The organism is Pseudoruegeria sp. SHC-113 (assembly GCF_025376885.1).
In the GTDB taxonomy this organism is placed as follows: Bacteria; Pseudomonadota; Alphaproteobacteria; order Rhodobacterales; family Rhodobacteraceae; genus Pseudoruegeria.
On record NZ_JAHUBR010000001.1, the window covers coordinates 668,880 to 689,699 of the forward strand.

Annotated in this window: 19 protein-coding genes; 11 read left to right on the forward strand and 8 right to left on the reverse strand. The window is 65.9% G+C overall.

Annotation, left to right across the window (positions count from 1 at the left end):
- Positions 1-29: 29 nt before the first annotated feature.
- The 4 genes from KVX96_RS03300 to KVX96_RS03315 all read right to left on the reverse strand — a co-directional run bounded on the left by KVX96_RS03300 (position 30) and on the right by KVX96_RS03315 (position 4,408).
- The gene (locus KVX96_RS03300; RefSeq protein WP_261192807.1) at positions 30-806 is read right to left on the reverse strand and encodes a glycerophosphodiester phosphodiesterase family protein; all 777 of its coding nucleotides are present in this window, start codon (positions 804-806) and stop codon (positions 30-32) included.
- A gap of 7 nt (positions 807-813) precedes the next feature.
- Complete coding sequence (locus tag KVX96_RS03305; RefSeq protein ID WP_261192808.1) at positions 814-1,278, reverse strand: RidA family protein; 465 nt, start codon at positions 1,276-1,278, stop codon at positions 814-816.
- A 71-nt stretch (positions 1,279-1,349) separates the two neighbouring features.
- Positions 1,350-2,666 carry an HlyD family type I secretion periplasmic adaptor subunit gene (locus KVX96_RS03310; RefSeq protein ID WP_409977114.1) on the reverse strand — a complete coding sequence of 439 codons (1,317 nt, stop codon included), beginning with the start codon at positions 2,664-2,666 and terminating at the stop codon, positions 1,350-1,352.
- Entirely contained in the window at positions 2,660-4,408 is a 1,749-nt protein-coding gene (locus tag KVX96_RS03315) for a type I secretion system permease/ATPase (protein ID WP_261192810.1), read from the reverse strand. The genes KVX96_RS03310 and KVX96_RS03315 overlap by 7 nt, the downstream gene beginning before the upstream one ends.
- A 216-nt stretch (positions 4,409-4,624) precedes the next feature.
- Here KVX96_RS03315 and KVX96_RS03320 point away from each other — a divergent pair, with 216 nt between their 5' ends.
- Positions 4,625-5,482, forward strand: a complete 858-nt coding sequence (locus tag KVX96_RS03320; protein WP_261192811.1) for a VacJ family lipoprotein — start codon at positions 4,625-4,627, stop codon at positions 5,480-5,482.
- Positions 5,448-6,077 (forward strand): phospholipid-binding protein MlaC, encoded by a 630-nt coding sequence (locus KVX96_RS03325; protein ID WP_261195372.1) that lies wholly within the window; start codon positions 5,448-5,450, stop codon positions 6,075-6,077. The genes KVX96_RS03320 and KVX96_RS03325 overlap by 35 nt, the downstream gene beginning before the upstream one ends.
- A 194-nt stretch (positions 6,078-6,271) precedes the next feature.
- Here the strand turns inward: KVX96_RS03325 and KVX96_RS03330 are convergent, their stop codons facing one another.
- Positions 6,272-8,464 (reverse strand): transglycosylase domain-containing protein, encoded by a 2,193-nt coding sequence (locus KVX96_RS03330; protein WP_261192812.1) that lies wholly within the window; start codon positions 8,462-8,464, stop codon positions 6,272-6,274.
- A gap of 279 nt (positions 8,465-8,743) precedes the next feature.
- Between KVX96_RS03330 and KVX96_RS03335 the strand changes: the two genes are divergently transcribed.
- Both KVX96_RS03335 and amt read left to right on the forward strand, forming a co-directional pair.
- Positions 8,744-9,082: a P-II family nitrogen regulator gene (locus KVX96_RS03335; protein ID WP_085869927.1), complete on the forward strand. Its 339-nt coding sequence runs from the start codon at positions 8,744-8,746 to the stop codon at positions 9,080-9,082.
- 36 nt (positions 9,083-9,118) lie between these two features.
- A complete protein-coding gene (gene amt, locus KVX96_RS03340; protein WP_261192813.1) occupies positions 9,119-10,438 on the forward strand; it encodes an ammonium transporter in 1,320 nt (439 codons plus the stop codon).
- Between the two features lie 129 nt (positions 10,439-10,567).
- Here amt and KVX96_RS03345 read toward each other — a convergent pair whose 3' ends face one another.
- Positions 10,568-11,479, reverse strand: coding sequence for a LysR family transcriptional regulator (locus tag KVX96_RS03345; protein WP_261192815.1), 912 nt, complete (start codon positions 11,477-11,479; stop codon positions 10,568-10,570).
- Positions 11,480-11,630: 151 nt separating this feature from the next.
- Here KVX96_RS03345 and KVX96_RS03350 point away from each other — a divergent pair, with 151 nt between their 5' ends.
- Entirely contained in the window at positions 11,631-12,254 is a 624-nt protein-coding gene (locus KVX96_RS03350; protein ID WP_261192816.1) for a class I SAM-dependent methyltransferase, read from the forward strand.
- On the opposite strand, the gene KVX96_RS03355 is transcribed toward KVX96_RS03350, so the two are convergent.
- Complete coding sequence (locus tag KVX96_RS03355) at positions 12,251-13,468, reverse strand: PLP-dependent aminotransferase family protein (RefSeq protein WP_261192817.1); 1,218 nt, start codon at positions 13,466-13,468, stop codon at positions 12,251-12,253. The genes KVX96_RS03350 and KVX96_RS03355 overlap by 4 nt on opposite strands.
- Positions 13,469-13,675: 207 nt before the next feature.
- Here KVX96_RS03355 and aspS point away from each other — a divergent pair, with 207 nt between their 5' ends.
- The 4 genes from aspS to KVX96_RS03375 all read left to right on the forward strand — a co-directional run bounded on the left by aspS (position 13,676) and on the right by KVX96_RS03375 (position 19,111).
- The gene (gene aspS, locus KVX96_RS03360; RefSeq protein ID WP_261192818.1) at positions 13,676-15,457 is read left to right on the forward strand and encodes an aspartate--tRNA ligase; all 1,782 of its coding nucleotides are present in this window, start codon (positions 13,676-13,678) and stop codon (positions 15,455-15,457) included.
- A gap of 216 nt (positions 15,458-15,673) precedes the next feature.
- Positions 15,674-17,062, forward strand: coding sequence for a DUF1800 family protein (locus tag KVX96_RS03365; RefSeq protein ID WP_261192819.1), 1,389 nt, complete (start codon positions 15,674-15,676; stop codon positions 17,060-17,062).
- A gap of 9 nt (positions 17,063-17,071) precedes the next feature.
- Positions 17,072-18,304, forward strand: coding sequence for a DUF1501 domain-containing protein (locus tag KVX96_RS03370; RefSeq protein WP_261192820.1), 1,233 nt, complete (start codon positions 17,072-17,074; stop codon positions 18,302-18,304).
- A 75-nt stretch (positions 18,305-18,379) separates the two neighbouring features.
- Positions 18,380-19,111: a GNAT family N-acetyltransferase gene (locus KVX96_RS03375; protein WP_261192821.1), complete on the forward strand. Its 732-nt coding sequence runs from the start codon at positions 18,380-18,382 to the stop codon at positions 19,109-19,111.
- 10 nt (positions 19,112-19,121) lie between these two features.
- Here the strand turns inward: KVX96_RS03375 and KVX96_RS03380 are convergent, their stop codons facing one another.
- Positions 19,122-19,886, reverse strand: a complete 765-nt coding sequence (locus tag KVX96_RS03380; RefSeq protein WP_261192822.1) for a response regulator — start codon at positions 19,884-19,886, stop codon at positions 19,122-19,124.
- Between the two features lie 185 nt (positions 19,887-20,071).
- On the opposite strand from KVX96_RS03380, the gene mce reads away from it, so the two are divergent.
- Both mce and KVX96_RS03390 read left to right on the forward strand, forming a co-directional pair.
- Complete coding sequence (mce, locus tag KVX96_RS03385; RefSeq protein WP_261192823.1) at positions 20,072-20,476, forward strand: methylmalonyl-CoA epimerase; 405 nt, start codon at positions 20,072-20,074, stop codon at positions 20,474-20,476.
- A gap of 3 nt (positions 20,477-20,479) precedes the next feature.
- Complete coding sequence (locus tag KVX96_RS03390) at positions 20,480-20,770, forward strand: DUF1467 family protein (RefSeq protein WP_261192824.1); 291 nt, start codon at positions 20,480-20,482, stop codon at positions 20,768-20,770.
- Positions 20,771-20,820 lie beyond the last annotated feature (50 nt).

The following is a 20,820-nucleotide window of genomic DNA, read 5'->3' on the forward strand; positions in this document are numbered from 1 at the left end:
TTGGCATCCCGAAAGCCGAGGTCAAGCGCTCAGGGCGCAGGCGTGTAGCCTTCGAAGGTGATGTTCTCGGCCACCTGCCGCGCCTGCGCTTCCTGTGCGGCGGAGCGCACCGTCCAGCACAGAATACGGGCACCTTCCGCTTTCAGCTCGACCACGCGCGGCATGGCAAGATCGCGCACGCCGTGGCTGAGGAAGCTCGCGCCTGTGGCGGCATAGTCGGGAATGGTGCTCAGGCGCTCCCGCGTGGCGGCGGGGACGAGCCCCCAATCCTCGGCGGTGAACTCTTCGGTAGTCAGGCCGCGCGGCAGATCCGGGCGCAGCGCGCCGAAGGCGGCCACCGCATGGGGGTTGAAGGACATCACGGCCACCGGGCCCGCGTAACCTACCAGCGCCTGCGCCACAGCGCGTTCCAGCGCATCCGGGCCAGCCGCCAGCGCGCCGGACTGATCCTTGATCTCGATCAGCAGCGGCACGCGGCCGGCCACGAGCGCAAACCCCTCCGCGAGCGTCGGGATGCCTTCGGAGCCGCCTTTAAGCGGGATCGCAGAAAGCTCTGCGGTGCTGCGCTGCGCCACCGCGCCGCGTTCCGCCGTCAGCCGGCCCAGATCGTAATCGTGAAAGATCATTGCGACGCCATCGCTGGACAGCTGCACGTCGATCTCGATGCCGTAGCCCGCCTCCACTGCCGCCTGCATCGCGGCGCGGGAGTTTTCCGGCCGCCCCGCGCCCAGATCGTGCAGCGCACGGTGGGCGATGGGGGCCGTCAGGAAGGCCTCGGGCAGAGGCACAAAAGGCAGGTCAGCCATCGTGGCCTCACTTGATCTGGAAAATGCCTTCGATCTCAACCGCCACGCCGAAGGGCAGGGAGGCGGCGCTCACGGCGGACCGGCTGTGCCGCCCGGCCTCGCCAAGGGCTTCCACCATGAAATCAGATGCCCCGTTGACCACTTTGGGCTGATCGGTGAAATCGGCGGTGGAGTTCACGAAGCCCGTCAGCTTCACCACGCGCACGAGACGATCCAGATCGCCGCCGCAAGCCGCTTTCACCTGGGCCAGCAAGCCGATCGCGCAGGTTTTCGCGGCGGCTGCACCGGCCTCCACCTCCATCGTTTCACCGAGCTTTCCGGTGATAAACCCATCCGGGCCGTTGGAAATCTGGCCCGACACATAGACGGTATCGCCCACGATCACGTAGGGCACGTAATTCGCCTGCGGCGCAGGCGCGTCGGGCAGGGTGACGCCAAGCTCGGCGAGGCGGGTTTCATGGGTTCCGGGCATGGGTCTGCTCCTTGCGGCTTTGACGTTCGCGCGCACGCTATCCGGGGCGTGCGCGCGGCGGCAAGGGCAAATCAGCTCTCGCGGAAGGCGCGGTTGAAATAATCCGCGAGCGGTTTCACGAGGTAAGCCATGGGCGTGCGATCGCTGGTGCGCAGGTAGCTTTCCACCGGCATCCCCGGCACCAGAACGGCCCCTTCCGGCAGCTTCGACATCTCGCCGTCGAGCAGGATGATCTCCGACAGGTAATAGCTCTGACGCGAAGCCTCGTCGATGAAGGCATCCGGCGACACGCGCACCACCTTGCCGATCAACTCCGGCGTGTTGCGGGTATCAAGCGCGGTGAACCGCACGAAGACTTCCTGCCCGGCATAGACCTCGTCTACGTGGATCGGGCTCACCTGTGCGGAGATCACCAGCGGGCGGTCCTGCGGCACGAGCGAGAGGATCGGCTCCGCCGGGCGGATCACCGCGCGTTTGATCGAGACGGATTTCGACAGCACCACGCCCGAGACCGGCGCTGTGATGTCCAGCCGGGAGAGGCGCTCGCGCAGCTTGGTGCGCTGCTCGCGCAGCTCAAGCTCCTGGAACTGCAGGTTGCGCAGCTGGGTGATCGCCTCCTCGCGGCGCTGAACGTCCAGCTTGAGAACGGCGATTTCGATCTCGGTGATGCGCCCCTCGGCCTCGGCCTTAGAGGCCTCAAGCTCGCCCACCGTGCCCAGAAGCCGCGCCTGTTCGCGCTGCAGCGACAGCACCCGGGGCGCCTGCGCCAGTCCCTTGGCCAGAAGCTCCTGCTGGTCTTCCAGCTCTTCGCCGATCAGCTCCAGCTGCCGCGTGAGGGCGTTTTGCTGGGCGCTGATCCCGCTGATCTGGCTTTCGATCTGGCCGGAGCGTTTCTGCAGCTGTTCCACTTCCTTGGAGAGCGTCAGCGCGCGGGCGGTGAAGAGCCTGGCCTGGCCTTCCATCACGTCTTTTACCGATTGGCTGGCCACGGCGGCCTCCACCAGTTCCAGATCGAAGACGACATCGGACGCCCCGTCGCGCTCGGCGGTATAGCGGGCGCGGCGGGCCATGATCTCGTAGAGCTGGCCTTCCACCACGGCCAGATCGCTGCGCAGCTCGCGGCTTTCCAGCCGGATCAGCAGATCGCCCGCCTGTACCAGATCGCCTTCCTCCACGAAGATCTCTTCCACCACGCCGCCATCGGGGTGCTGGACGACCTGCTGGTTCTGATCCACCTGGATCTGGCCTGAGGCGATGATGGCTCCGGCAATCTGGGAGCGCGCCGCCCAGTAGCCGAAGCCCCCGACAAGGATGAAAACGGCGATGAAGCCCACGATCAGCGCGCCGCGCGGAGACCAGGGTTTGGGGGGCTGTTTCTGGCTCACGATACGCCTCCGGCCGATTGGCTCTGCTTGGATTGCTGGATCTGCTGGGCATTGGCGACGGTGCGCTGCAGCACCTCGTCCTTGGGGCCGAACAGCTTGGGAATGCCGCCTTCCAGCACGAGGAGCGTGTCACACTCCATGATGGCCGCCGGGCGGTGCGCCATGATCAGCGCCGCGCCGCCATCGGCCTTGATCGCGCGGATAGCGGCGTTCAGGGCAAGGCTGCCTTCATTGTCGAGGTTGGAGTTGGGCTCATCGAGCACCAGCAGCACCGGGTTGCCGAAAAGCGCCCGTGCCAGCCCGATGCGCTGCACCTGCCCGCCGGAAAGCCGCCCGCCATTGGCGGTGACCTGCGTTTCATAGCCATCGGGCAGCCGCAGGATCATGCTATGGGCGTCGGCTTTCTGCGCGGCCGAGACGATGTCTTCGTCCTTGGCGTTGGGGGTCAGGCGGCTGATGTTCTCGGCTATGGTGCCGTCAAAGAGCTGCACCTTCTGCGGCAGGTAGCCGATCAGGCGGCCCAGCGTGTCCGGGTCGTATTGATCGAGCGCGGCACTGTCGAGCCGGATTGTTCCGCCCGCAAGGGGCCAGATCCCGGTGAGCGCGCGGGCGAGTGTTGTCTTGCCGGCACCTGAGGGGCCGATCACGCCGCAGGCCTGCCCCGGCTCCACCTTGAAGGAGACCATCCTGAGCGAGGCCTGCGCCTCGCCCGGCGGCACCACGGTGGCCTGGTTGACCTCGATCCGGGCCTTGGGGCGCGGAAGCTGGGTGCGCGGCGCGGCCACGGGCACTTCGTTGAGAAGCCCGGCCAGCGAGGCCCGGCCCTTCTGCGCGCGCTGCACCAGCGGCCAGTTGCCGACGATCTGTTCGATCGGCGCGAGGGCGCGGCCCAGAAGGATGGAACCGGCGATCATCGCACCCGCCGTCAGCTCGTTCTGCAGCACGAGGTAGGCACCAAGGCCCAGCATTGCTGATTGCAGGAACAGGCGGAACGTCTTGGACATGGAGGTCGCTCCGCCGCCGAAATCGGCCGCATGCATGGATTCCTCGAGCGCCTGCTGCCGCAGCCCCTGCCAGCGGTTGAAGGCCGCTTTGCGCATCCCAAGGCTCTGCACCATTTCCGAATCGATTCGCATCTGCTCGGCCACGCGGTCGGCGCGATGGGTCAGGCTGGCCGCCTCCACCAGCGCGCGGCGCGTCATGAGCTGGTTCAGGATGGTGATCACGATCAGCACACCGCCGCCCACCACGGCCAGCACGCCGAGCCAGGTGTGGAAGATGAAAATCCCGACAAGGAAGATCGGCGTCCAGGGGATGTCGAAGAAGGCCCCGAAGGCGGGTGAGGAATAGAGCCTGCGCACCGATTCCAGATCCTGCAGCGCGGTTGCGCCGAATTTCGCGCCCCGTCCGGTGGTCTGCGAGGTGAGCATGGCCTGGAAGACGCGCTGGTCCAGAAGCACCTGAAACCGCGCGCCTATGCGGGCAAAGACGCGGGTGCGGGTGAAATCCAGCACCCCCATCATCGCGTAGAGGAAGGCAACCAGCACGAAGAGCGCGGCCAGCGTCTCCTCGGATTGGCTGCCCAGCACCCGGTCATAGACCTGCAGCATGAACAGCGGCCCGGTGAGCATGAGCAGGTTCACGAAGAAACTGAAGATGGCGGACGACCAGTACAGCCCCCGGCTTTCGCGGCGGATGGCGGCAAGTTCGCTTGCGCCGGCTTCTTCCCGTGATGGTTGCGACATTCGTGATTTCCCGTTTCCTGAACTTGCTGTCAGACTATCATTTGGGCGGCGGCTGCGTCAGGGGGCACCCTTGCGGTTTCTGCCGCGCCCGGGTTTTACTATGTTTTCAATATTGTGCGACCTGAGATACCTGATTTGAACCAGAGATGCCGCCAAAGTTCCAATGCTTTGAGTCCGATCGTGCAGATACGGCGTCATTCCCGCGTTAACAAACTGTTGTCCCTGCGCAGACTGGCCGTCCCGCTGGCGCTTGTCGCTCTGCTCGCGGCCTGCGCCGCGCCGGACGTCCCCACGGGAATCAACGACCCCTACGAGGAAGGCAACCGCGCCCGCCATGAGGCCAACAAGGCGCTCGACCGGGCCAGCGGAACGGGCGGCGGCTTTTACGCCGAGGTGCCGGGGCCCGCGCGGCAGGGGGTGACGAATTTTGCCAACAACATCCGCCTGCCTTCGATGGTGGTGCAGAACGCGCTGCAGCTGGACGTGGAAGGCTTCGCGCAGAACAGCTGGCGGCTGGTGATCAACACCACCGTCGGCATCGGCGGGCTGTTCGATCCGGCCGGGGCCATCGGGCTGTACGAAGATCCGACGGGCTTCAGTGAAACGCTCTACGTTTGGGGCGTGGGCGAGGGGGCCTATCTCGAATTGCCGCTGCTCGGGCCCTCCACCCAGCGCGACGTTGTCGGCGGCACGGTGGATCTGCTCGCCAATCCCTATTTCTACGTGACAGGGCCGGCCGGCACCGTTGTCGGCCTGCTTGCCCTTGCCGGGGATCGCCTGAATGATCGTGTGCGCTACGCGGGCACGGTGGAGTCGATCCTGTACGACAGCGTCGACAGCTACGCCCAATCGCGCCTGATCTTCCTGCAGAACCGCCGCTATGAACTGGCGCGCGGGAAGGGGGATCCGGCGGCCGATCTTGCCGATCCCTACGCGGACCCCTACGCTGACCCCTACGGCGATCCGCTGGCCAGCGATCCGGCGTCTGATCCGCCCCATGCAGAGGAGACTGCCTATGCCGATCCCTACGCAGACCCATATGCCGATCCCTACGCGGATCCCTACGCCAACTGAGCCCACACGCCGCCGCTTTCTGGCCGGGCTGGGCGCGCTCGGTACCGCAGCACTGCTGCCCGGCGCAGGCCATGCGCTGAACGCGGGGCAGGCCGAAGCCCTTGTCGGCGCGCTGGTGAAGGACATCAACCGCATCATCAACTCCGGTAACTCCGAAAGCGCGATGTATGGCGATTTCGAACGTCTCTTCGCCAAATATGCCGACGTTCCGACCATCGCACGCTACACGCTGGGGGCGGACGCCCGCAGCGCCTCCTCCGCCCAGCTGCGCGCCTATACGAGCGCCTTCCAGGGCTATATCTCGCGCAAATACGGCAAGCGCTTCCGCGAGTTCATCGGCGGGCGTCTCGAAGTGAACAGCGCCCGCGCGGTGAAGAACTTCTACGAGGTGAAAACCACCGCCTACCTGCGCGGTGAAGCGCCTTTCGAGGTAACGTTCCTCGTGTCCGACCGTTCCGGCAGCACAAAGTTCTTCAACATCTTCATCGAAGGGGTGAACATGTTGCTGACCGAGCGCTCCGAGATCGGCGCCATGCTGGATCGCCGCCGGGGCAACCTCGACCAACTCACAGCAGACCTGCGCAAGCTGCCCTGATTTTGGGCCCCTTCATCTTGGCTGAAATATCCCGGGGGTCTGGGGGCTGGCCCCCAGTCTTTCCTGTGTCTGGGGGCTGGTCCCCAGCCTGACCGCCTTGGTGGTAAGGGCGAAGGGGGAGGGGGGCTCTGCCCCCCGCCGCCCTTGCGGGCGACTCCCCCCGAGGTATTTGACGCGAGAGGAATGGGGCTGTGTCAGTTGCCGCCGAGGATGGTGCCCAGCACTTCGAGGATCACCTGTTCGGCCACGTTTGCCGGGTTCTGCTTGCGTTTTTGCTGCTGGGCGACGGCCGGGGCTTTGGCGGGGGCGCTGGGCACGATCATCGGCAGCGGGCTGACGGGGACACCTTCATGGACCCGTACCATGGTTTCGCGCCAGATTTCTGCCGGTAGACCACCGCCGGTGACTCCGGTGAGAGGGGTGTTGTCGTCATAGCCCATCCAGATCCCGGCCACGTAATCGGCGGTGAAGCCGATGAACCAGGCGTCGCGCGCCGATTGGGAGGTGCCGGTCTTGCCGGCGGCCGGGCGCTCGCCGAGGCGGGCGCGTTGCCCGGTGCCCTGTTCGATGACCTTGTTCATCATGTAGATGAGCCCGCCGGCGGCGGTTTCGGAGATCACCCGTTCGCCCATGCCGCCATCCTGACCGGAGAGCGGCGCATCGTCGCCCTGCAGGCGCAGTTCCATGATGCCGTAGGGCTCCACGCTGCGACCGCCGTTCAGGATGCCCGCATAGGCACCCGTCATCTCGATCAGGGTGGTTTCGGAGGTGCCGAGCGCGATGGCGGGGCCGGGGGCGAGATCGTTCTCAAGGCCGAAATCCCGTGCCACGGTGCTCACGTTCTCCCGCCCGACCGCTTCGGACAGGCGGACGGTGGAGGTGTTGAGCGATTTCGCCAGCGATTCGGTGAGTGTGACCTCGCCGTAGAACTCGCGGCTGTAGTTCTTGGGCGACCACGCGCCTGAGCCCGGCACGTTGATCGTGAGCGGTGCGTCGAGGATCGTGTCGAGCGGGGTGTAGCCGAGATCCAGCGCGGCGGCATAGACGAAGGGTTTGAAGGCCGAGCCCGTCTGGCGCAGGGCTTGCGTGGCGCGGTTGAAGGCACCGGAGACCTTCGTCTTGCGCCCGCCCACCATGGCGCGCACCGCGCCATCGGCGCTCATGATCACGATGGCGGCTTCTGCCTTGGAGCCTTCGCGCACCTTCTCTTCGAAGATGTACTGCAGTGCGCCTTCCGCGGCTTTCTGGATGCGCTGATCGAAGGTGGTGCGGATGATCACGTCTTCGGTGGTGTCGCGGGTCAGGAAGGAGGGGCCGGAATCCATCACCCAATCGGCGAAATAGCCGCCTGCGCGGGCTTGCGCGGCGTCGGAGAGCTCCGCCGGGTGGGTGCGGGCGTAGTCGGCCTCGGCGACGCTCAGGTAGCCCTGATCCTGCATCAGCCCGACGATGACATTGGCGCGGTCCTGCGAGCGCTGCAGGTTGTTGGTGGGGGCAAAGCGGCTGGGCGCTGTCAGCAACCCGGCGAGCATCGCGGCTTCGGCGGCGTCCACCTCGTTGGCGGATTTGCCGAAGTAGCGCTGGCTGGCGGCCTCGAACCCGCGCGAGCCTGCGCCGAGGTAGGCGCGGTTCAGGTAGATGGTAAGGATTTCATCCTTGGAGTATTTCGCCTCCATCGCCATGGCGTAGATGGCTTCCTTCACCTTGCGGGCGATGGTGCCGCGGCGGCATTCGCTTTCGTATTCCGCCTCGGTCTGGCCGGACTCCGGATCATAGGGCGTGCCGAAGCAGAGAAGCTTGGCCGTTTGCTGGGTGATGGTGGAACCGCCGTGGCCCGAGAGCGGGCCGCGCCCTTCGCGCATGTTGATTCGCATCGCCCCGGCCACGCCGCGCGGGCTGATGCCGAAATGGCGGTAGAAGCGTTTGTCCTCGGTGGCGATCACCGCGTTCTTGAGGTGTGGAGAGACCGTATCGGCGGTGATCACCCCGCCGAACTGATCGCCGCGCCAGGCAAAGACCTGGCCGTCCCGATCCAGCAGCGTGACGGAGCCGCGGGTGCGCCCGTCCACGAGATCGCGCGCGTCGGGCAGGCTGGCATAGTAATAGGCTATGCCAAGGCCGATCAGCATCACCAACACAGCCGTGAACCGCCATGTGAAGCCCCAGATCAGCCGGAAGATCCAGGAGAAGATCCCGCCGAAGAAGGCGGCGATCGGGTTGCGGCGGCGTGCGGGCTTCTTCGCGCTTGTCTTGCGGCGTGCCGTGGCCTTGGGCTTGGCGGCCTTCTTCGGCGCAGCCTTGGGCTTGCCGCCCGCGGCTTTGCTGCCCGACGTGCCATAGCGCTTGTCCGCCACCAGGGGCGGGCGGGATTTGCCTGATCTGCTCATGCGGCCCCTTCTGCGACCTGATGTGTTTTTCCGAAAGATACCCTGAAGCAATGGAAATGTAGAGCGGCGAGTTCCTGCCGATTCGCATTTTCCTTTTTGCTTAATTATTAATCTTTACGCCCAATTTGTGCAAAAATTAGGCACATTGCCCCGCAGATATGCAGCAGACCCCCTGACCTTTTGTTGATTACAGCCCCGAAGCCGCGCCTTCTGCCCTCGGTGCAATTGCAGGCGCGCCGGCCCTCACCGGCCCCGCCTGCCAACCGGAAGGGGAAGACAGTGAAACTCATCATTGCAGCAATCAAGCCGTTCAAGCTCGAGGAGGTGCGCGAAGCGCTCACGTCCATCGGCGTTCGCGGCATGATGGTGACCGAGATCAAGGGCTTCGGCTCGCAGTCCGGCCACACCGAGATCTATCGCGGCGCGGAATACGCCGTGAACTTCGTGCCGAAAGTGAAACTGGAAATCGTCGTCAGCGCCGCCATGGCCGACCAAGTTGTCGAGACGATCCAGACCACCGCGAAAACCGACAAGATCGGCGACGGCAAGATTTTCGTCCTCGACGTGAACCAGGCGGTGCGCGTGCGGACAGGCGAGACCAACGAAGACGCGCTTTGAGCCGTCAATCGTAGCAGACAAGGGACTAAGAGACCGATGAAATTGACGAAAACCCTCCTTCTGGCCGGTTCCATGGCCGCGCTGCCGGCGCTGGGCTTCGCCCAGGACGCCGCCGCCGCCCCGGACATCAACCCCTATATCTTCACGACGCTGCTGTTCCTGATCGGCGGCTTCCTCGTGTTCTGGATGGCGGCGGGCTTTGCCATGCTCGAAGCCGGCCTCGTGCGCTCCAAGAACGTGACGATGCAGTTGATGAAGAACATCTCGCTCTTCTCCATCGCCGCCATCATGTACTGGCTGGTGGGCTTCAACCTAATGTACCCCGGCGACGGCTGGACCATCCCGGGCCTGCTGGGCGCGCTCTTCGTGCCGACCTCGCTGGAGCCGGTGGGCCTTGATGCCGCCGATGCCGCGCTGGACTACGCCTCTGTCGGTTCGGATTTCTTCTTCCAGCTGATGTTCTGCGCCACCACGGCCTCCATCGTGTCCGGTACGCTGGCCGAGCGCATTAAACTGTGGCCCTTCCTGATCTTCGTGGCCATCCTGACGGGCATCATCTACCCGATCGAGGCCTCCTGGCAGTGGGGCGGCGGCTTCCTGTCCGAAATGGGCTTCTCTGACTTCGCCGGCTCCACGCTGGTGCACGCTGCCGGTGGTTTTGCCGCTCTCGCAGGGGCCATCGTGCTTGGCCCGCGGATCGGCAAATACAAGGACGGCCGCACCGTGCCGATGCCGGGTTCCAACCTTGCCCTCGCCACGCTGGGTACGTTCATCCTGTGGCTCGGCTGGTTCGGCTTCAACGGCGGCTCGCAGCTGGCCATGGGCACCGTGGGTGACGTTACCGACGTGTCCCGTATCTTCGCCAACACCAACATGGCTGCCGCTGCCGGTGCTGTTGCCGCCCTGTTCATGACGCAGATCCTCTACAAGAAGCCGGACCTCACCATGGTGCTCAACGGCGCTCTGGCTGGCCTCGTGTCCATCACCGCCGGCCCGCTCGATCCCTCGCTCTTCGGCGCGCTCTGGATCGGTGCCGTGGGTGGTATCATCGTGGTCTTCGTCGTGCCGATGCTCGACAAGTTCAAGATCGATGACGTTGTCGGCGCCATCCCGGTGCACCTCGTGGCCGGTTTCTGGGGCACGCTGGTTGTTCCGGTCTACACCGAAGGCACCTCCTTCGTGACCCAGATCATCGGCTTCGCAGCCATCGGCGCCTTCGTCTTCGTGGTGTCGCTGATCGTCTGGATCATCCTGAAGGGGATCATGGGCATCCGCGTCTCCGAAGAGGACGAGATCAACGGTCTCGACATGGCGGAACTGGGCATGGAAGCCTATCCCGATTTCTCCAAAGGCTGATCACCCTTCCTGTCAGTCTTTACACACTGCCCGGGCGTTCGCGCCCGGGTTTTTTGTTTGGGAAACAGATTTTTGCGAGGCTCTGCCTCGCGCTCCGAGGTATTTGGAGCGAGAGGAAGGGGGCCCCGTTCAGGGCCTGCGGCCTGCGCGCAGAAGGGCGGAGAGCTGATCGTAGAGCAGATCGTAGGTGAGCCGGATGCGGCGGCTGGTGTGCAATTCACGGTGGGTGGTGAGCCAGATCGGCACCGGGATCGGGGCCATGTCGGGGAAGACGGATTCCAGGCCGCCGCAGGCCTCGGCGACACGGCGCTCCATTGGCATGATGCCGAGCCCGTGGCGCACCATCTCCCAGCCGGCGATGCCGCTGGTGGAGGTGAGGCGGACGTTTTCTTCACTTAAGGTAACCCCTTGCGCGGCAAAGATGGCCCGCATCTGGGCGCTGTCGCCGATGCTCACGAGCCGCGCCTGTTCGAGGGTGGCGTTTGTGAGGGGGCGGCCGAGGCTGTCGAGGTAGGCGGGGGTGGCGTAGACGAAGGCTTCGGAATCGGGCAGGCGGCGGGCGATCAGGTCGGGCTGTTCGGGGCGCACGTGGCGGATGGCGATATCGGCCTCGCGGCGCAGCAGATCGGAAAGCGCGTTTTCGGCGACGACGGTGATCTCGATCCCCGGCGCGCTCTGCTGGATCGCATGCAGCAGCGGCGGCAGGATATAAGCGGCGAAGACATCGGTGCAGGAGATCGCGACGCGCCCTTCCACCGCCTGCGACTGGCCCGAGGCCGCCAGCGAGATGCGGCTCGCCGCTTCGCCCATGGCGCGCACGTGGTCCAGCAGTTCAAGGCCGGACGGTGTGAGGGTGAGCGCCTTGCCGGTGCGTTCAAACAGCACCACGCCGAGGCTTTCCTCCAGCGCGGCGACCTGCCGGCCCAGCGTGGGCTGGGTCTGCCCCAGCGCGCGGGCCGCCGCCGAGAGCGAGCCCTCCTCCACCGTGGCGAGGAAGGCGCGGATCTGGTTCCAGTCAAAGGAGATGGCCTGCCAATTCATCTCCAAGTGATAGGCGCTTGATCCCCTGCGGAGCAAGGGCGCGCGGCGCGGCGGGGCCATGCATATACGCATGAGCTGGCAACGGATTTCGCCGATGGGCGTAAGTCGCAGTGGGCGCTATCTTTGCCTCCAACAGAGACAGGAGAGAGCCATGGCCGACGCCAGCCAGTTCTGGGATGCGCTTTCGGAGCGCTACAGCAAGAGCCCGATCAAGGATATGCCCGCCTATGAGGCGACTCTCGCCCGCACCCGTGCCTATCTGGGCGCGCAGGACAAGGTGCTGGAGCTGGGCTGCGGCACCGCCTCCACTGCCCTGCTGCTGGCCGGGCAGGTTGCGGAGTATACCGCGAGCGATTTCTCCCACGGGATGGTGGAGATCGGCCGGGCCAAGGCCGCACAGGCGGGGGTGCGCAACCTGCGCCACCTGCAGGCGGCGATCCCGGATGCGCAATTCGCGGATGCCGCCTATGACACGGTGCTGGCCTTTAACCTGCTGCATCTGCTCCCGGATCTCCCGGCATCGCTGGCCGATGTGCACCGGATCCTGAAGCCGGGCGGGCATTTCATTTCGAAAAGCGTCTGCCTTGGGGGGGCGTGGTATCTGAAACCCGTGATCAGCGCCATGCGGGCGGTGGGCAAGGCCCCCTATGTGGCCTTCCTGACGCCCGAGGAGGTGGAGGCTGCCATTTCGGCGGCTGGCTTCGAGATCATCGAGCGCGGGGATTACCCGAAGAAGCGCACACCCAGCCGTTTCGTGGTGGCGCGGAAGCTTTAGGCGGCCACCAGCGCCGCGCGCAGCACTTTGCCGAGCCGCTGCATGCCGGTCTCGATCTTCTCCGGCGTGGCGCGGGAGAAGCTCAGGCGCAGGGTGTTGCGGCCGGAGCCGTCGGCGAAGAAAGCTCCGCCGGGCACGAAGGCGATGCGCTCCTGCTCAAGCGCCTGTTTCAGCAGCTCTGCTGCGTCCATCCCGCGCGGCAGGGTGAGCCAGACGAACATGCCGCCTTCAGGATCGGACCACGTGACGCCCTCCGGCATATGCGCCGTGAGCGCGGCGAGCATGGCGGCGCAGCGGGTGGCGTAGGTGTCGCGCAGCATTTCGGTGTGTTCGGCGTAGATCGTCTGCGCCACCTCTGCGACGGCCATCTGGTTGAGCGTGGCCGAATGCAGGTCGGCGGCCTGTTTCATTAGCACCAGCCGCGCGATGACGGCCTGCGGGGCGCAGACCCAGCCGACGCGTAAGCCCGGCGAGAGCGTTTTGGAGAAGCTGCCGCAATAGATCGTGCGCGCGGCTTCGATGCTGCCTGAACGGGCCACATCAAGGCTCAGGATTGGTGGGATCGCCTCGCCCCGGTAGCGCAGGGCCTGATAGGCGGCGTCTTCAAGGAGGGGGATGTCCAGCGCTTCTGCCAGATCCAGCAGGCTTTCGCGCTCGCGCAGAGAGAGGGTTTCGCCCGTTGGGTTGGCGAAATCGGCGGAGACATAGGCAAATTTCACCGTGCTTCCCGCAGCTTCGGCGGCCTGCCGATAGGCCTCCGCGCCGCGGTTGCCGCCGGGGGTGAGCTGATCGTAGCGCGGCTCATAGGCGTTGAAGGCGCCGAGCGCGCCAAGGTAGGTGGGCCAGCCCAGAAGCGCCGTGTCGCCGGGGGAGAGCAGCAGCTTGCCGAGGTAATCCAGCGCCTGCTGGCTGCCAGAGGTGATCAGGATGTTCTCGCGCGTGCAGGGCACGCCGATGCGGCCCATCTCGCCCGCGATCCAATCACGCAGGGGCCTGTGGCCCTCGGAGACAGAATATTGCAGCGCCGCAGACGCACCGGTGGCGAAGATCTTCTCAAAGGCCGCCCGGAAGGCTTCCGCCGGAAACAGCGCCGGATCGGGGATGCCGCCCGCGAAGGAGATCACTTCGGGCTGATCCAGCAGCTTCAGAAGCTCGCGGATCTCGCTGGCCTTCATGCGGCCCATCCGGCTTGCAAATACGCTGTGCCACTCCATCAGAGCCTCCCTTGGCGATGCGATCGGGCAAACGCTCGCATGGGGATGCATTTACGTCAATATAGCTGACATAAATCGTGATCGCGACGGAAAGCGCCTGAAAGCGTGCAGGCGAAGGGCCACGAGGGCCACTGCCGCCTTGACAACCCGCCCCGCCTCATATGTACCGGCGCCCAACCATACAGACACGCCCGGGAAGGGAGCATCATGCACGCATATCGCAGCCACACCTGCGCAGAGCTCAACAAGGATCACGTTGGCCAGACGGTCCGGCTTTCGGGCTGGGTTCATCGGGTGCGCGATCACGGCGGCCTGCTGTTCATCGACCTGCGCGATCACTACGGTATCACCCAGGTGATGGCGGACCCGGACAGCCCGGTGTTTGCCGCGCTGGAAAAGGTGCGCAGCGAGTGGTGCATCCGCATCGACGGCAACGTCATGGCGCGGGACGAAAGCCTCGTGAACCCGGCGATCCCCACCGGCGAGATCGAGGTGTTCATCCGCGATCTTGAAGTTCTGGGCAAGGCCGAGGAACTGCCGCTGATGGTCTTCGGCGATCAGGAATATCCGGAAGAAACCCGCCTGAAGTACCGCTACCTCGATCTGCGCCGCGAGAAGCTTCAAACCAACATGAAGATGCGCTCCGACGTGGTGGCCTCCATGCGCAAGCGCATGTGGGACAAGGGTTTCCGCGAGTTCCAGACGCCGATCATCACCGCCTCGTCGCCGGAAGGCGCGCGCGATTTCCTCGTGCCCTCCCGCCTGCACCCCGGCAAGTTCTACGCGCTGCCGCAGGCGCCGCAGCAGTTCAAACAGCTGATCATGGTCTCGGGCTACGACAAGTATTTCCAGATCGCGCCCTGCTTCCGCGATGAAGACCCGCGCGCGGACCGCTCGCCCACCGATTTCTACCAGCTTGATCTTGAGATGAGCTTCGTCACCCAGCAGGATGTGTTCGACACGATCTCGCCTGTGCTGGCGGGCGTCTTCGAGGAATTCGGCGGCGGTAAGAAAGTGGACAACCCCGCCGAGTGGCCGCAGATCTCCTACCGCGATGCGGCGCTCTGGTATGGCTCCGACAAGCCGGACCTCCGCAACCCGATCAAGATGCAGGTGGTGAGCGAGCACTTCCGCGGCTCGGGCTTTGCGATCTTCGCCAAGCTGCTGGAGCAGGAGGGCACCGAGATCCGCGCCATCCCAGCCCCGACGGGCGGCAGCCGCAAATTCTGCGACCGGATGAACAAATTCGCCCAAGGAGAAGGCCTGCCGGGCATGGGCTATATTTTTTGGCGCGAAGGTGAGAACGGCATGGAAGCCGCCGGTCCGCTCGCCAAGAACATCGGCCCGGAGCGCACCGAGGCGATCCGCCAGCAGCTGGGGCTGAACGTGGGCGATGCGGCCTTCTTCCTCGGTGGCAAGCCCAAGGCCTTTGAAAAGGTCGCCGGCAAGGCCCGCACCGTGATCGGCGATGAGCTTGGCCTGACCGAGCAGGATCGCTTCGCCTTCGCCTGGATCGTGGATTTCCCGATCTACGAGCAGGACGAGGAAACCGGCGAGATCGATTTCGAGCACAACCCCTTCTCCATGCCGCAAGGCGGGCTGGAGGCGCTCAACGGCGATCCGCTGCAGGTGAAGGGCTTCCAGTACGATCTGGCTTGCAACGGCTACGAGCTGGTGTCCGGCGCGATCCGCAACCACAAGCCCGAGATCATGCTGAAAGCCTTTGAGCTGGCCGGTTACGGCGAGGATGAGGTGAAGAGCCGCTTCGGCGCGCTCTATCAGGCCTTCCACTACGGCGCCCCGCCGCACGGTGGCTGTGCCGCTGGCGTGGACCGCATCGTGATGCTGCTCGCCGAAGAGGCCAACATCCGCGAAGTGATGATGTTCCCGATGAACCAGCGCGCCGAGGATCTGATGATGGCCGCCCCCAGCGCGCCGCAGAACGAACAGCTGCGCGAGCTGAGCCTGCGGGTGATCCCGCAGGAGTGATCCCTGCGCAGCAGTCAAGTATTCAAGGCCCCGGCACTTTTGCTGGGGCCTTTTTCTGTGCGGGCTGCCCTTTTGCGCCGCTTCCTGCCGATTGACGCAATCGTGACGGCGAAAACCCGCGCTGCCCGTGCGAAATCCCTGCGCGCCATGCCCTGCCTTGGGTTACACTTGATGAACGCGCCATTTGAGCGCCCAGCAGCCCGAGTCCCGCCTGCCATGTTCGATCCAGAGACCGCCGCCATCCGCTTCGGCACCGGCCTGTCGCCCACCCTTGCGCCGCCCCAGAGCGTGGCGGCCATGCTTGCCGCGCTGCAAGGCCCTGATGTGGTGGCCGAGGCGCTCCCGATCCAGAGTTTCACTGAAAGGCTCGACACGTTTCAGGCGTTCAACGCGCGCAGCAAGGCGCGGCGGCAGACGCAGAAATCAGGGGACGCGGCGGCTGAACGCGCCGCCATCGAAGAGATCCGCAGCTATCGCCGCCAACTGAATGCTGACAGGCGGGACGGTTTTCGCGCCGAGCTGGCCCGCGCCGCCGAAACGTCGGATGGGTTCCGCGAGCGGCTGGCGTGGTTCTGGGCCGATCACTTCACCGCCGTGGGCCGTTACCCGCCCGCCGAAGCCGCACAGGCGAGCTACCTCGAAGAAGCCATTCGCCCGCATCTGACAGGCAATTTCGCCCAGCTCCTGCGTGCTGCCGCCCTGCACCCCATGATGCAGCTCTACCTGGACCAGAACGCATCTGTCGGCCCCAATTCGCAGGCCGCGAAGAAGAACGCGCGCGGGCTGAACGAGAACCTTGCCCGCGAGTTGCTGGAGCTGCACACGCTGGGCGTGGAAGGCACCTACACCCAAAGCGATGTGCGTGAACTGGCGCGGCTGCTGACCGGCGCGGGCTTCAGTGCGCGCAACGGTGGCTTCATGTATCGCGCCAATGTGGCGGACCCCGGCACCAAAACCGTCCTTGGGGTGCGCTACGGCGAGCCGGAGAGCAACGAGGCCGAGATGCTGCGCTTTCTGGATGCCGTGGCAACGCACCCCGACACCGCACGCCACATCGCGCGCAAGTTCGTGGTGCATTTCGTCTCTGATACGCCCGATGCAGATCACGTGGCCCATGTGGCCCGCGCGTTCACCGAAAGCGGCGGTGCGCTGATGCCAACCTATGCCGCCCTGCTGGAGCACCCCGCCGCATGGGGCCACCCCGACAGCAAGGTGAAGCCGCCCGCCGATTACGTCGCCTCCGCGCTGCGGGCGCTGGGGCTTGGGCATGACGCCTTGCGCGGGTTGAAAACCAACCGGCTGCAGCTTCTGTTCCTTGCGCCCTTGGCCGGGATGCACCAGCCGTGGCGCGCGCCGTCCGGCCCCGATGGCTGGCCCGAAGCGGCGGAGGACTGGATCACGCCGCAGGGGCTCGCGGGCCGCATCCAATGGGCGATGACGGTGCCGCAGGTGCTGCAGCGCGATCTGCCCGATCCGCTCACCTTCGCGGAAACCGCACTGGGGCAGCGGTTGACCCCGGAAATCGCCTTCGCCGCCCAAAACGCCGAAACCCGCTGGGAAGCCATCGGCCTCGTGCTCGCTTCCCCTGCCTTTCAACGCCGATAGGAGGCCCCCATGCGCCTGCTGACACGTCGGAACTTCCTGCTGCGCGCCTCGGCCCTTGGCTGTTCGGCCGCCGCCAGCCCGCTGATCACCCCCGTCACCTTCGCCTCCGCCCCGTGGGACAACCGGCTCGTGGTGATCATCCTGCGCGGCGGGATGGACGGGCTGGATGTGGCCCGCCCCTATGGCGATCCGGGCTTTGCCGCCCTGCGCGCCGGGCTCGCCCCGGAAAAGGAGCTTGGCCCCCGCGATCTGGATGGTTTCTACGCCCTGCACCCCGCGCTCACCGGCCTGCGCCCGATGTGGGACGCGGGCCAGCTGGCCTTCGCCCATGCCGTTTCCACCCCCTACCGGGACAAGCGCAGCCATTTCGACGGGCAGGACATGCTCGAGGCGGGCGGCGACACCGTGCCGGGCGTGGGCACCGCGCGCAGCGGCTGGCTCAACCGGCTGTTGCTGGAAGCCCCTGGCCATGATGTGCGTACCGCCTTTGCCGTTGGCCGCGAGGATCTGGCGATCCTCGCCGGGGAGGCGGACGTGTCCAACTGGGCGCCGGATGCGCGGCTCGCGCTTTCGGCGCAGGCGCGGCGGCTTCTGGAGCTTGTCGCCCATGATGATCCGCTCTTTGCCGACAACGCCGCCGAGGCGATGGATCTGGCCGCCGCGATCGACCCGGACGCCGAGGTGCCGGAGGATTTCGGCGACATGCTGCAGGACATGAGCGAGGGCGTGGCCGAGAGCCGCAAGGGCAAGGGCCATGTGAAACTGGCCGAGTTCACCGCCAGCCAGCTGCGCGAAGACACCCGCATCGCCGCCTTCTCGCTCAACAACTGGGACACCCACCGCGATCAGAAACGCCTGCTGGCACGCTCGCTGGGCCAGCTTGAGGACGTGCTGCTCACGCTGCAGGCCGAGCTTGGCCCGGTCTGGGAAAAAACGGCCGTGGTGGCTATGACGGAATTCGGCCGCACCGCGCGGGAGAACGGCAGCCGGGGCACCGATCACGGCACCGGCGGGCTGATGCTCATGGCCGGCGGTGCGGTGCGCGGCGGGAAAGTCTATGGCAAATGGCCGGGGCTTGGGGCGTCTGACCTCTATAAGGAACGCGATCTTCTGCCCACCGAGGACGTGCGCACCTATGCGGCTATGGCCATTCAGGGGCTCTTCGGCACCGAACAATCGGTGCTGGAACAGACCGTCTTCCCCGGCCTCGACATGGGCGCGCGGCCGAACGTGATCCTGTGAGGTCAGCGGTGGTGGACATCGGCGGAGTAATCCTGTCCTGATGGCTGGGTTTGCGGCCAAGGAAAGGACACTGCCATGGACAGCCACCGCCCCGTCGGGGACATCCTCACAGGCTGGACACCCGCTCCCGCGCCCGGGCCTTCGGTGCTTGAAGGGCGCTACGCGCGGCTGGAGCGGCTCTCGGCCAAAGCCCATGCGGCGCCGCTTTTCGCCGCCAACAGCGCCGATGCCCGGATCTGGGATTACCTGCCCTATGGCCCCTTTGACACGGTTGAGGCCTATAGCGCGTGGGTCGAGGCTATGGCACCGGGGTCAGACCCGATGTTCTACGCGATCCGCGATCAGGACAGCGGGCTCTGGGGCGGCGTGGCAAGCTACCTGCGCATCGCGCCCGAGGTGGGCAGCATCGAGCTGGGCCACATCAACCTTTCCCCCCGCCTGCAGGGCACCCGCGCCGCGACAGAGGCGCTTACCCTGATGATCCGCTGGGCGATGGAGGCCGGCTATCGCCGGTTCGAGTGGAAATGCGATGCGCTCAACGCGGGCTCACGCCGTGCGGCGGAGCGGCTGGGCTTGAGCTATGAAGGCACCTTCCGGCAGGCCACCATCGTGAAGGGGCGCAACCGCGATACGGCGTGGTTCGCCGCCACCGACGGCGACTGGCCCGCCCTGAGCACCGCCTATGACAGCTGGCTTGCGCCGGAGAATTTCACCTCCGACGGCCAGCAGCGCCAGTCTCTCACGGCCCTCACCGCGCCCATTCTGGTGGCGCAGGATCCGGCCCGAAAGGCGCGGGAACGGGGCTAAGAGCGGCATTTCAGATCGGCGGGCGGTCGCGCAGGCGTTCCTCCACGAGGTGAAACAGCTGCGTCAGCTCCGGCGCGCCGCGCCGGGGGCTGGAGGGCAGGGCTTTCGCCGCCTGCTCAAGGGCCGGATCGGCGGCACCGCGGGCAAGACCATGGACAAACCGGGCCAGGTAGCTTGCGCGCATCTCCTCGCTGGGCGCTGCGCTTACCTTTCCAGCGGCTGGCAGCCCCGCGCGGATCGCCGCCAACCCGTGCCGGGCGCGGCGCAGATCGTCGAAATAGGCGAGGCTGTCGGGGGGAGGCGCGGCCTCGCCGTTCTGCTCAAGCACGGTCGGCAGACGCGGCCAATCGCCCGGCGGCTCCGCCCAAGGGGTGCCGGGCGGCAGCGCCTTGCGCAGGGCGGCTTCGAACCCCGACAGCGAGGGAATAGGTTTTTCGATGAAGCCATCCGCCCCGGCCTCCAGCGCAGCACCGCGCAGCTCCGGATCACCGCTGGTGGCCAGCAGCGCCAGCGGTCGTGGGCTGTGGCTGCGCAGCCGGGAGAGCAGTGCGAGCCCGCTGCCGTCGGGCAGGCCCAGATCGGCGAGCAGCACATCCGGGCGGCTGCGCGCCAGATGGCGCCAGGCCGCCGAGAGGCTGTCGGCCCGCCGCATCCGCAGGCCAAGGGCGCGGCACATCAGGCGGATCGCGTCGCTTGCGAAGCGGCTGTCCTCCACCAGCAGCATCGTGAGCCCGGCCAAGGGCGGGCGCGTCTGTTGGGTGTGCGAGCCGGGCATCTGGCATCTCCTTCCATCCGGGGCATGACGTGGCGTGCGGGCTGTTCTTCCGCGCCCCGCGCATTAAATCGCGCCATGACTAACGCCGGGTTAAACCCGCCCGCCTGCGGCACCGCAGCGCTTGCGGCAGGGCAGGGGCGCGGGCATAACCCGCGCTTGAGAGCGCGAGAGAGAGGAGAGCCGAGATGATCGGTCGTCTGAATCATGTGGCCATTGCCGTTCCGGATCTGGAAGCGGCATCGGCCCAATACCGCAACACGCTGGGGGCCAAAGTCGGCGCGCCGCAGGATGAGCCCGATCACGGTGTGACCGTGGTGTTCATCGAACTGCCCAACACCAAGATCGAGCTGCTGTATCCGCTGGGCGACGAAAGCCCGATCAACGGGTTTCTGGAGAAGAACCCGGCCGGCGGCATTCACCACATCTGCTACGAGGTCGAGGACATCCTCGCCGCCCGCGATCACCTGAAGGCCGAAGGCGCGCGGGTTCTGGGCAGCGGTGATCCCAAGATCGGGGCGCATGGCAAGCCCGTGCTGTTCCTGCATCCGAAGGATTTCAACGGCTGCCTCGTCGAACTGGAGCAAGTCTGAGCCATGACCATCACCGCCGCCCTCGTCCTCTATGCCGTGATCTGGTTCATGGTGCTGTTCATCGTGCTGCCGATCCGACTGAAAACGCAGGGCGAGAGCGGTGCGGTGGTGGAAGGCACGCCGAAATCCGCGCCCCTGAACCCCGATCTCAAGCGGAAGACGAAGATCGTCACGCTGGTGACAACGGTGCTCTTCGTGATCATCGCTGGGATCATCATTTCCGGCGTGATCAGCGTGCGCGATCTGGACTGGTATAACCGCATGGGCCCGCCGGCGAGCACGCTGGCGGATTGAACTTCCGCGGAGTGATCCGCGACTAAGTGCTCTGAGCGCCCGCCATGGGA

Coding starts and splice junctions, on each gene's coding strand:
- KVX96_RS03300 (WP_261192807.1), bottom strand. CDS start 806: ATGGCTGACCTGCCTTTTGTGCCTCTGCCCGAGGCCTTCCTGACGGCC.
- KVX96_RS03315 (WP_261192810.1), bottom strand. CDS start 4,408: ATGTCGCAACCATCACGGGAAGAAGCCGGCGCAAGCGAACTTGCCGCC.
- KVX96_RS03325 (WP_261195372.1), top strand. CDS start 5,448: ATGCCGATCCCTACGCGGATCCCTACGCCAACTGAGCCCACACGCCGC.
- KVX96_RS03370 (WP_261192820.1), top strand. CDS start 17,072: ATGCGCCTGCTGACACGTCGGAACTTCCTGCTGCGCGCCTCGGCCCTT.
- KVX96_RS03390 (WP_261192824.1), top strand. CDS start 20,480: ATGACCATCACCGCCGCCCTCGTCCTCTATGCCGTGATCTGGTTCATG.
- KVX96_RS03365 (WP_261192819.1), top strand. CDS start 15,674: ATGTTCGATCCAGAGACCGCCGCCATCCGCTTCGGCACCGGCCTGTCG.
- KVX96_RS03355 (WP_261192817.1), bottom strand. CDS start 13,468: ATGGAGTGGCACAGCGTATTTGCAAGCCGGATGGGCCGCATGAAGGCC.
- KVX96_RS03330 (WP_261192812.1), bottom strand. CDS start 8,464: ATGAGCAGATCAGGCAAATCCCGCCCGCCCCTGGTGGCGGACAAGCGC.
- KVX96_RS03345 (WP_261192815.1), bottom strand. CDS start 11,479: ATGAATTGGCAGGCCATCTCCTTTGACTGGAACCAGATCCGCGCCTTC.
- KVX96_RS03350 (WP_261192816.1), top strand. CDS start 11,631: ATGGCCGACGCCAGCCAGTTCTGGGATGCGCTTTCGGAGCGCTACAGC.
- KVX96_RS03380 (WP_261192822.1), bottom strand. CDS start 19,886: ATGCCCGGCTCGCACACCCAACAGACGCGCCCGCCCTTGGCCGGGCTC.
- KVX96_RS03375 (WP_261192821.1), top strand. CDS start 18,380: ATGGACAGCCACCGCCCCGTCGGGGACATCCTCACAGGCTGGACACCC.
- KVX96_RS03305 (WP_261192808.1), bottom strand. CDS start 1,278: ATGCCCGGAACCCATGAAACCCGCCTCGCCGAGCTTGGCGTCACCCTG.
- aspS (WP_261192818.1), top strand. CDS start 13,676: ATGCACGCATATCGCAGCCACACCTGCGCAGAGCTCAACAAGGATCAC.
- amt (WP_261192813.1), top strand. CDS start 9,119: ATGAAATTGACGAAAACCCTCCTTCTGGCCGGTTCCATGGCCGCGCTG.
- mce (WP_261192823.1), top strand. CDS start 20,072: ATGATCGGTCGTCTGAATCATGTGGCCATTGCCGTTCCGGATCTGGAA.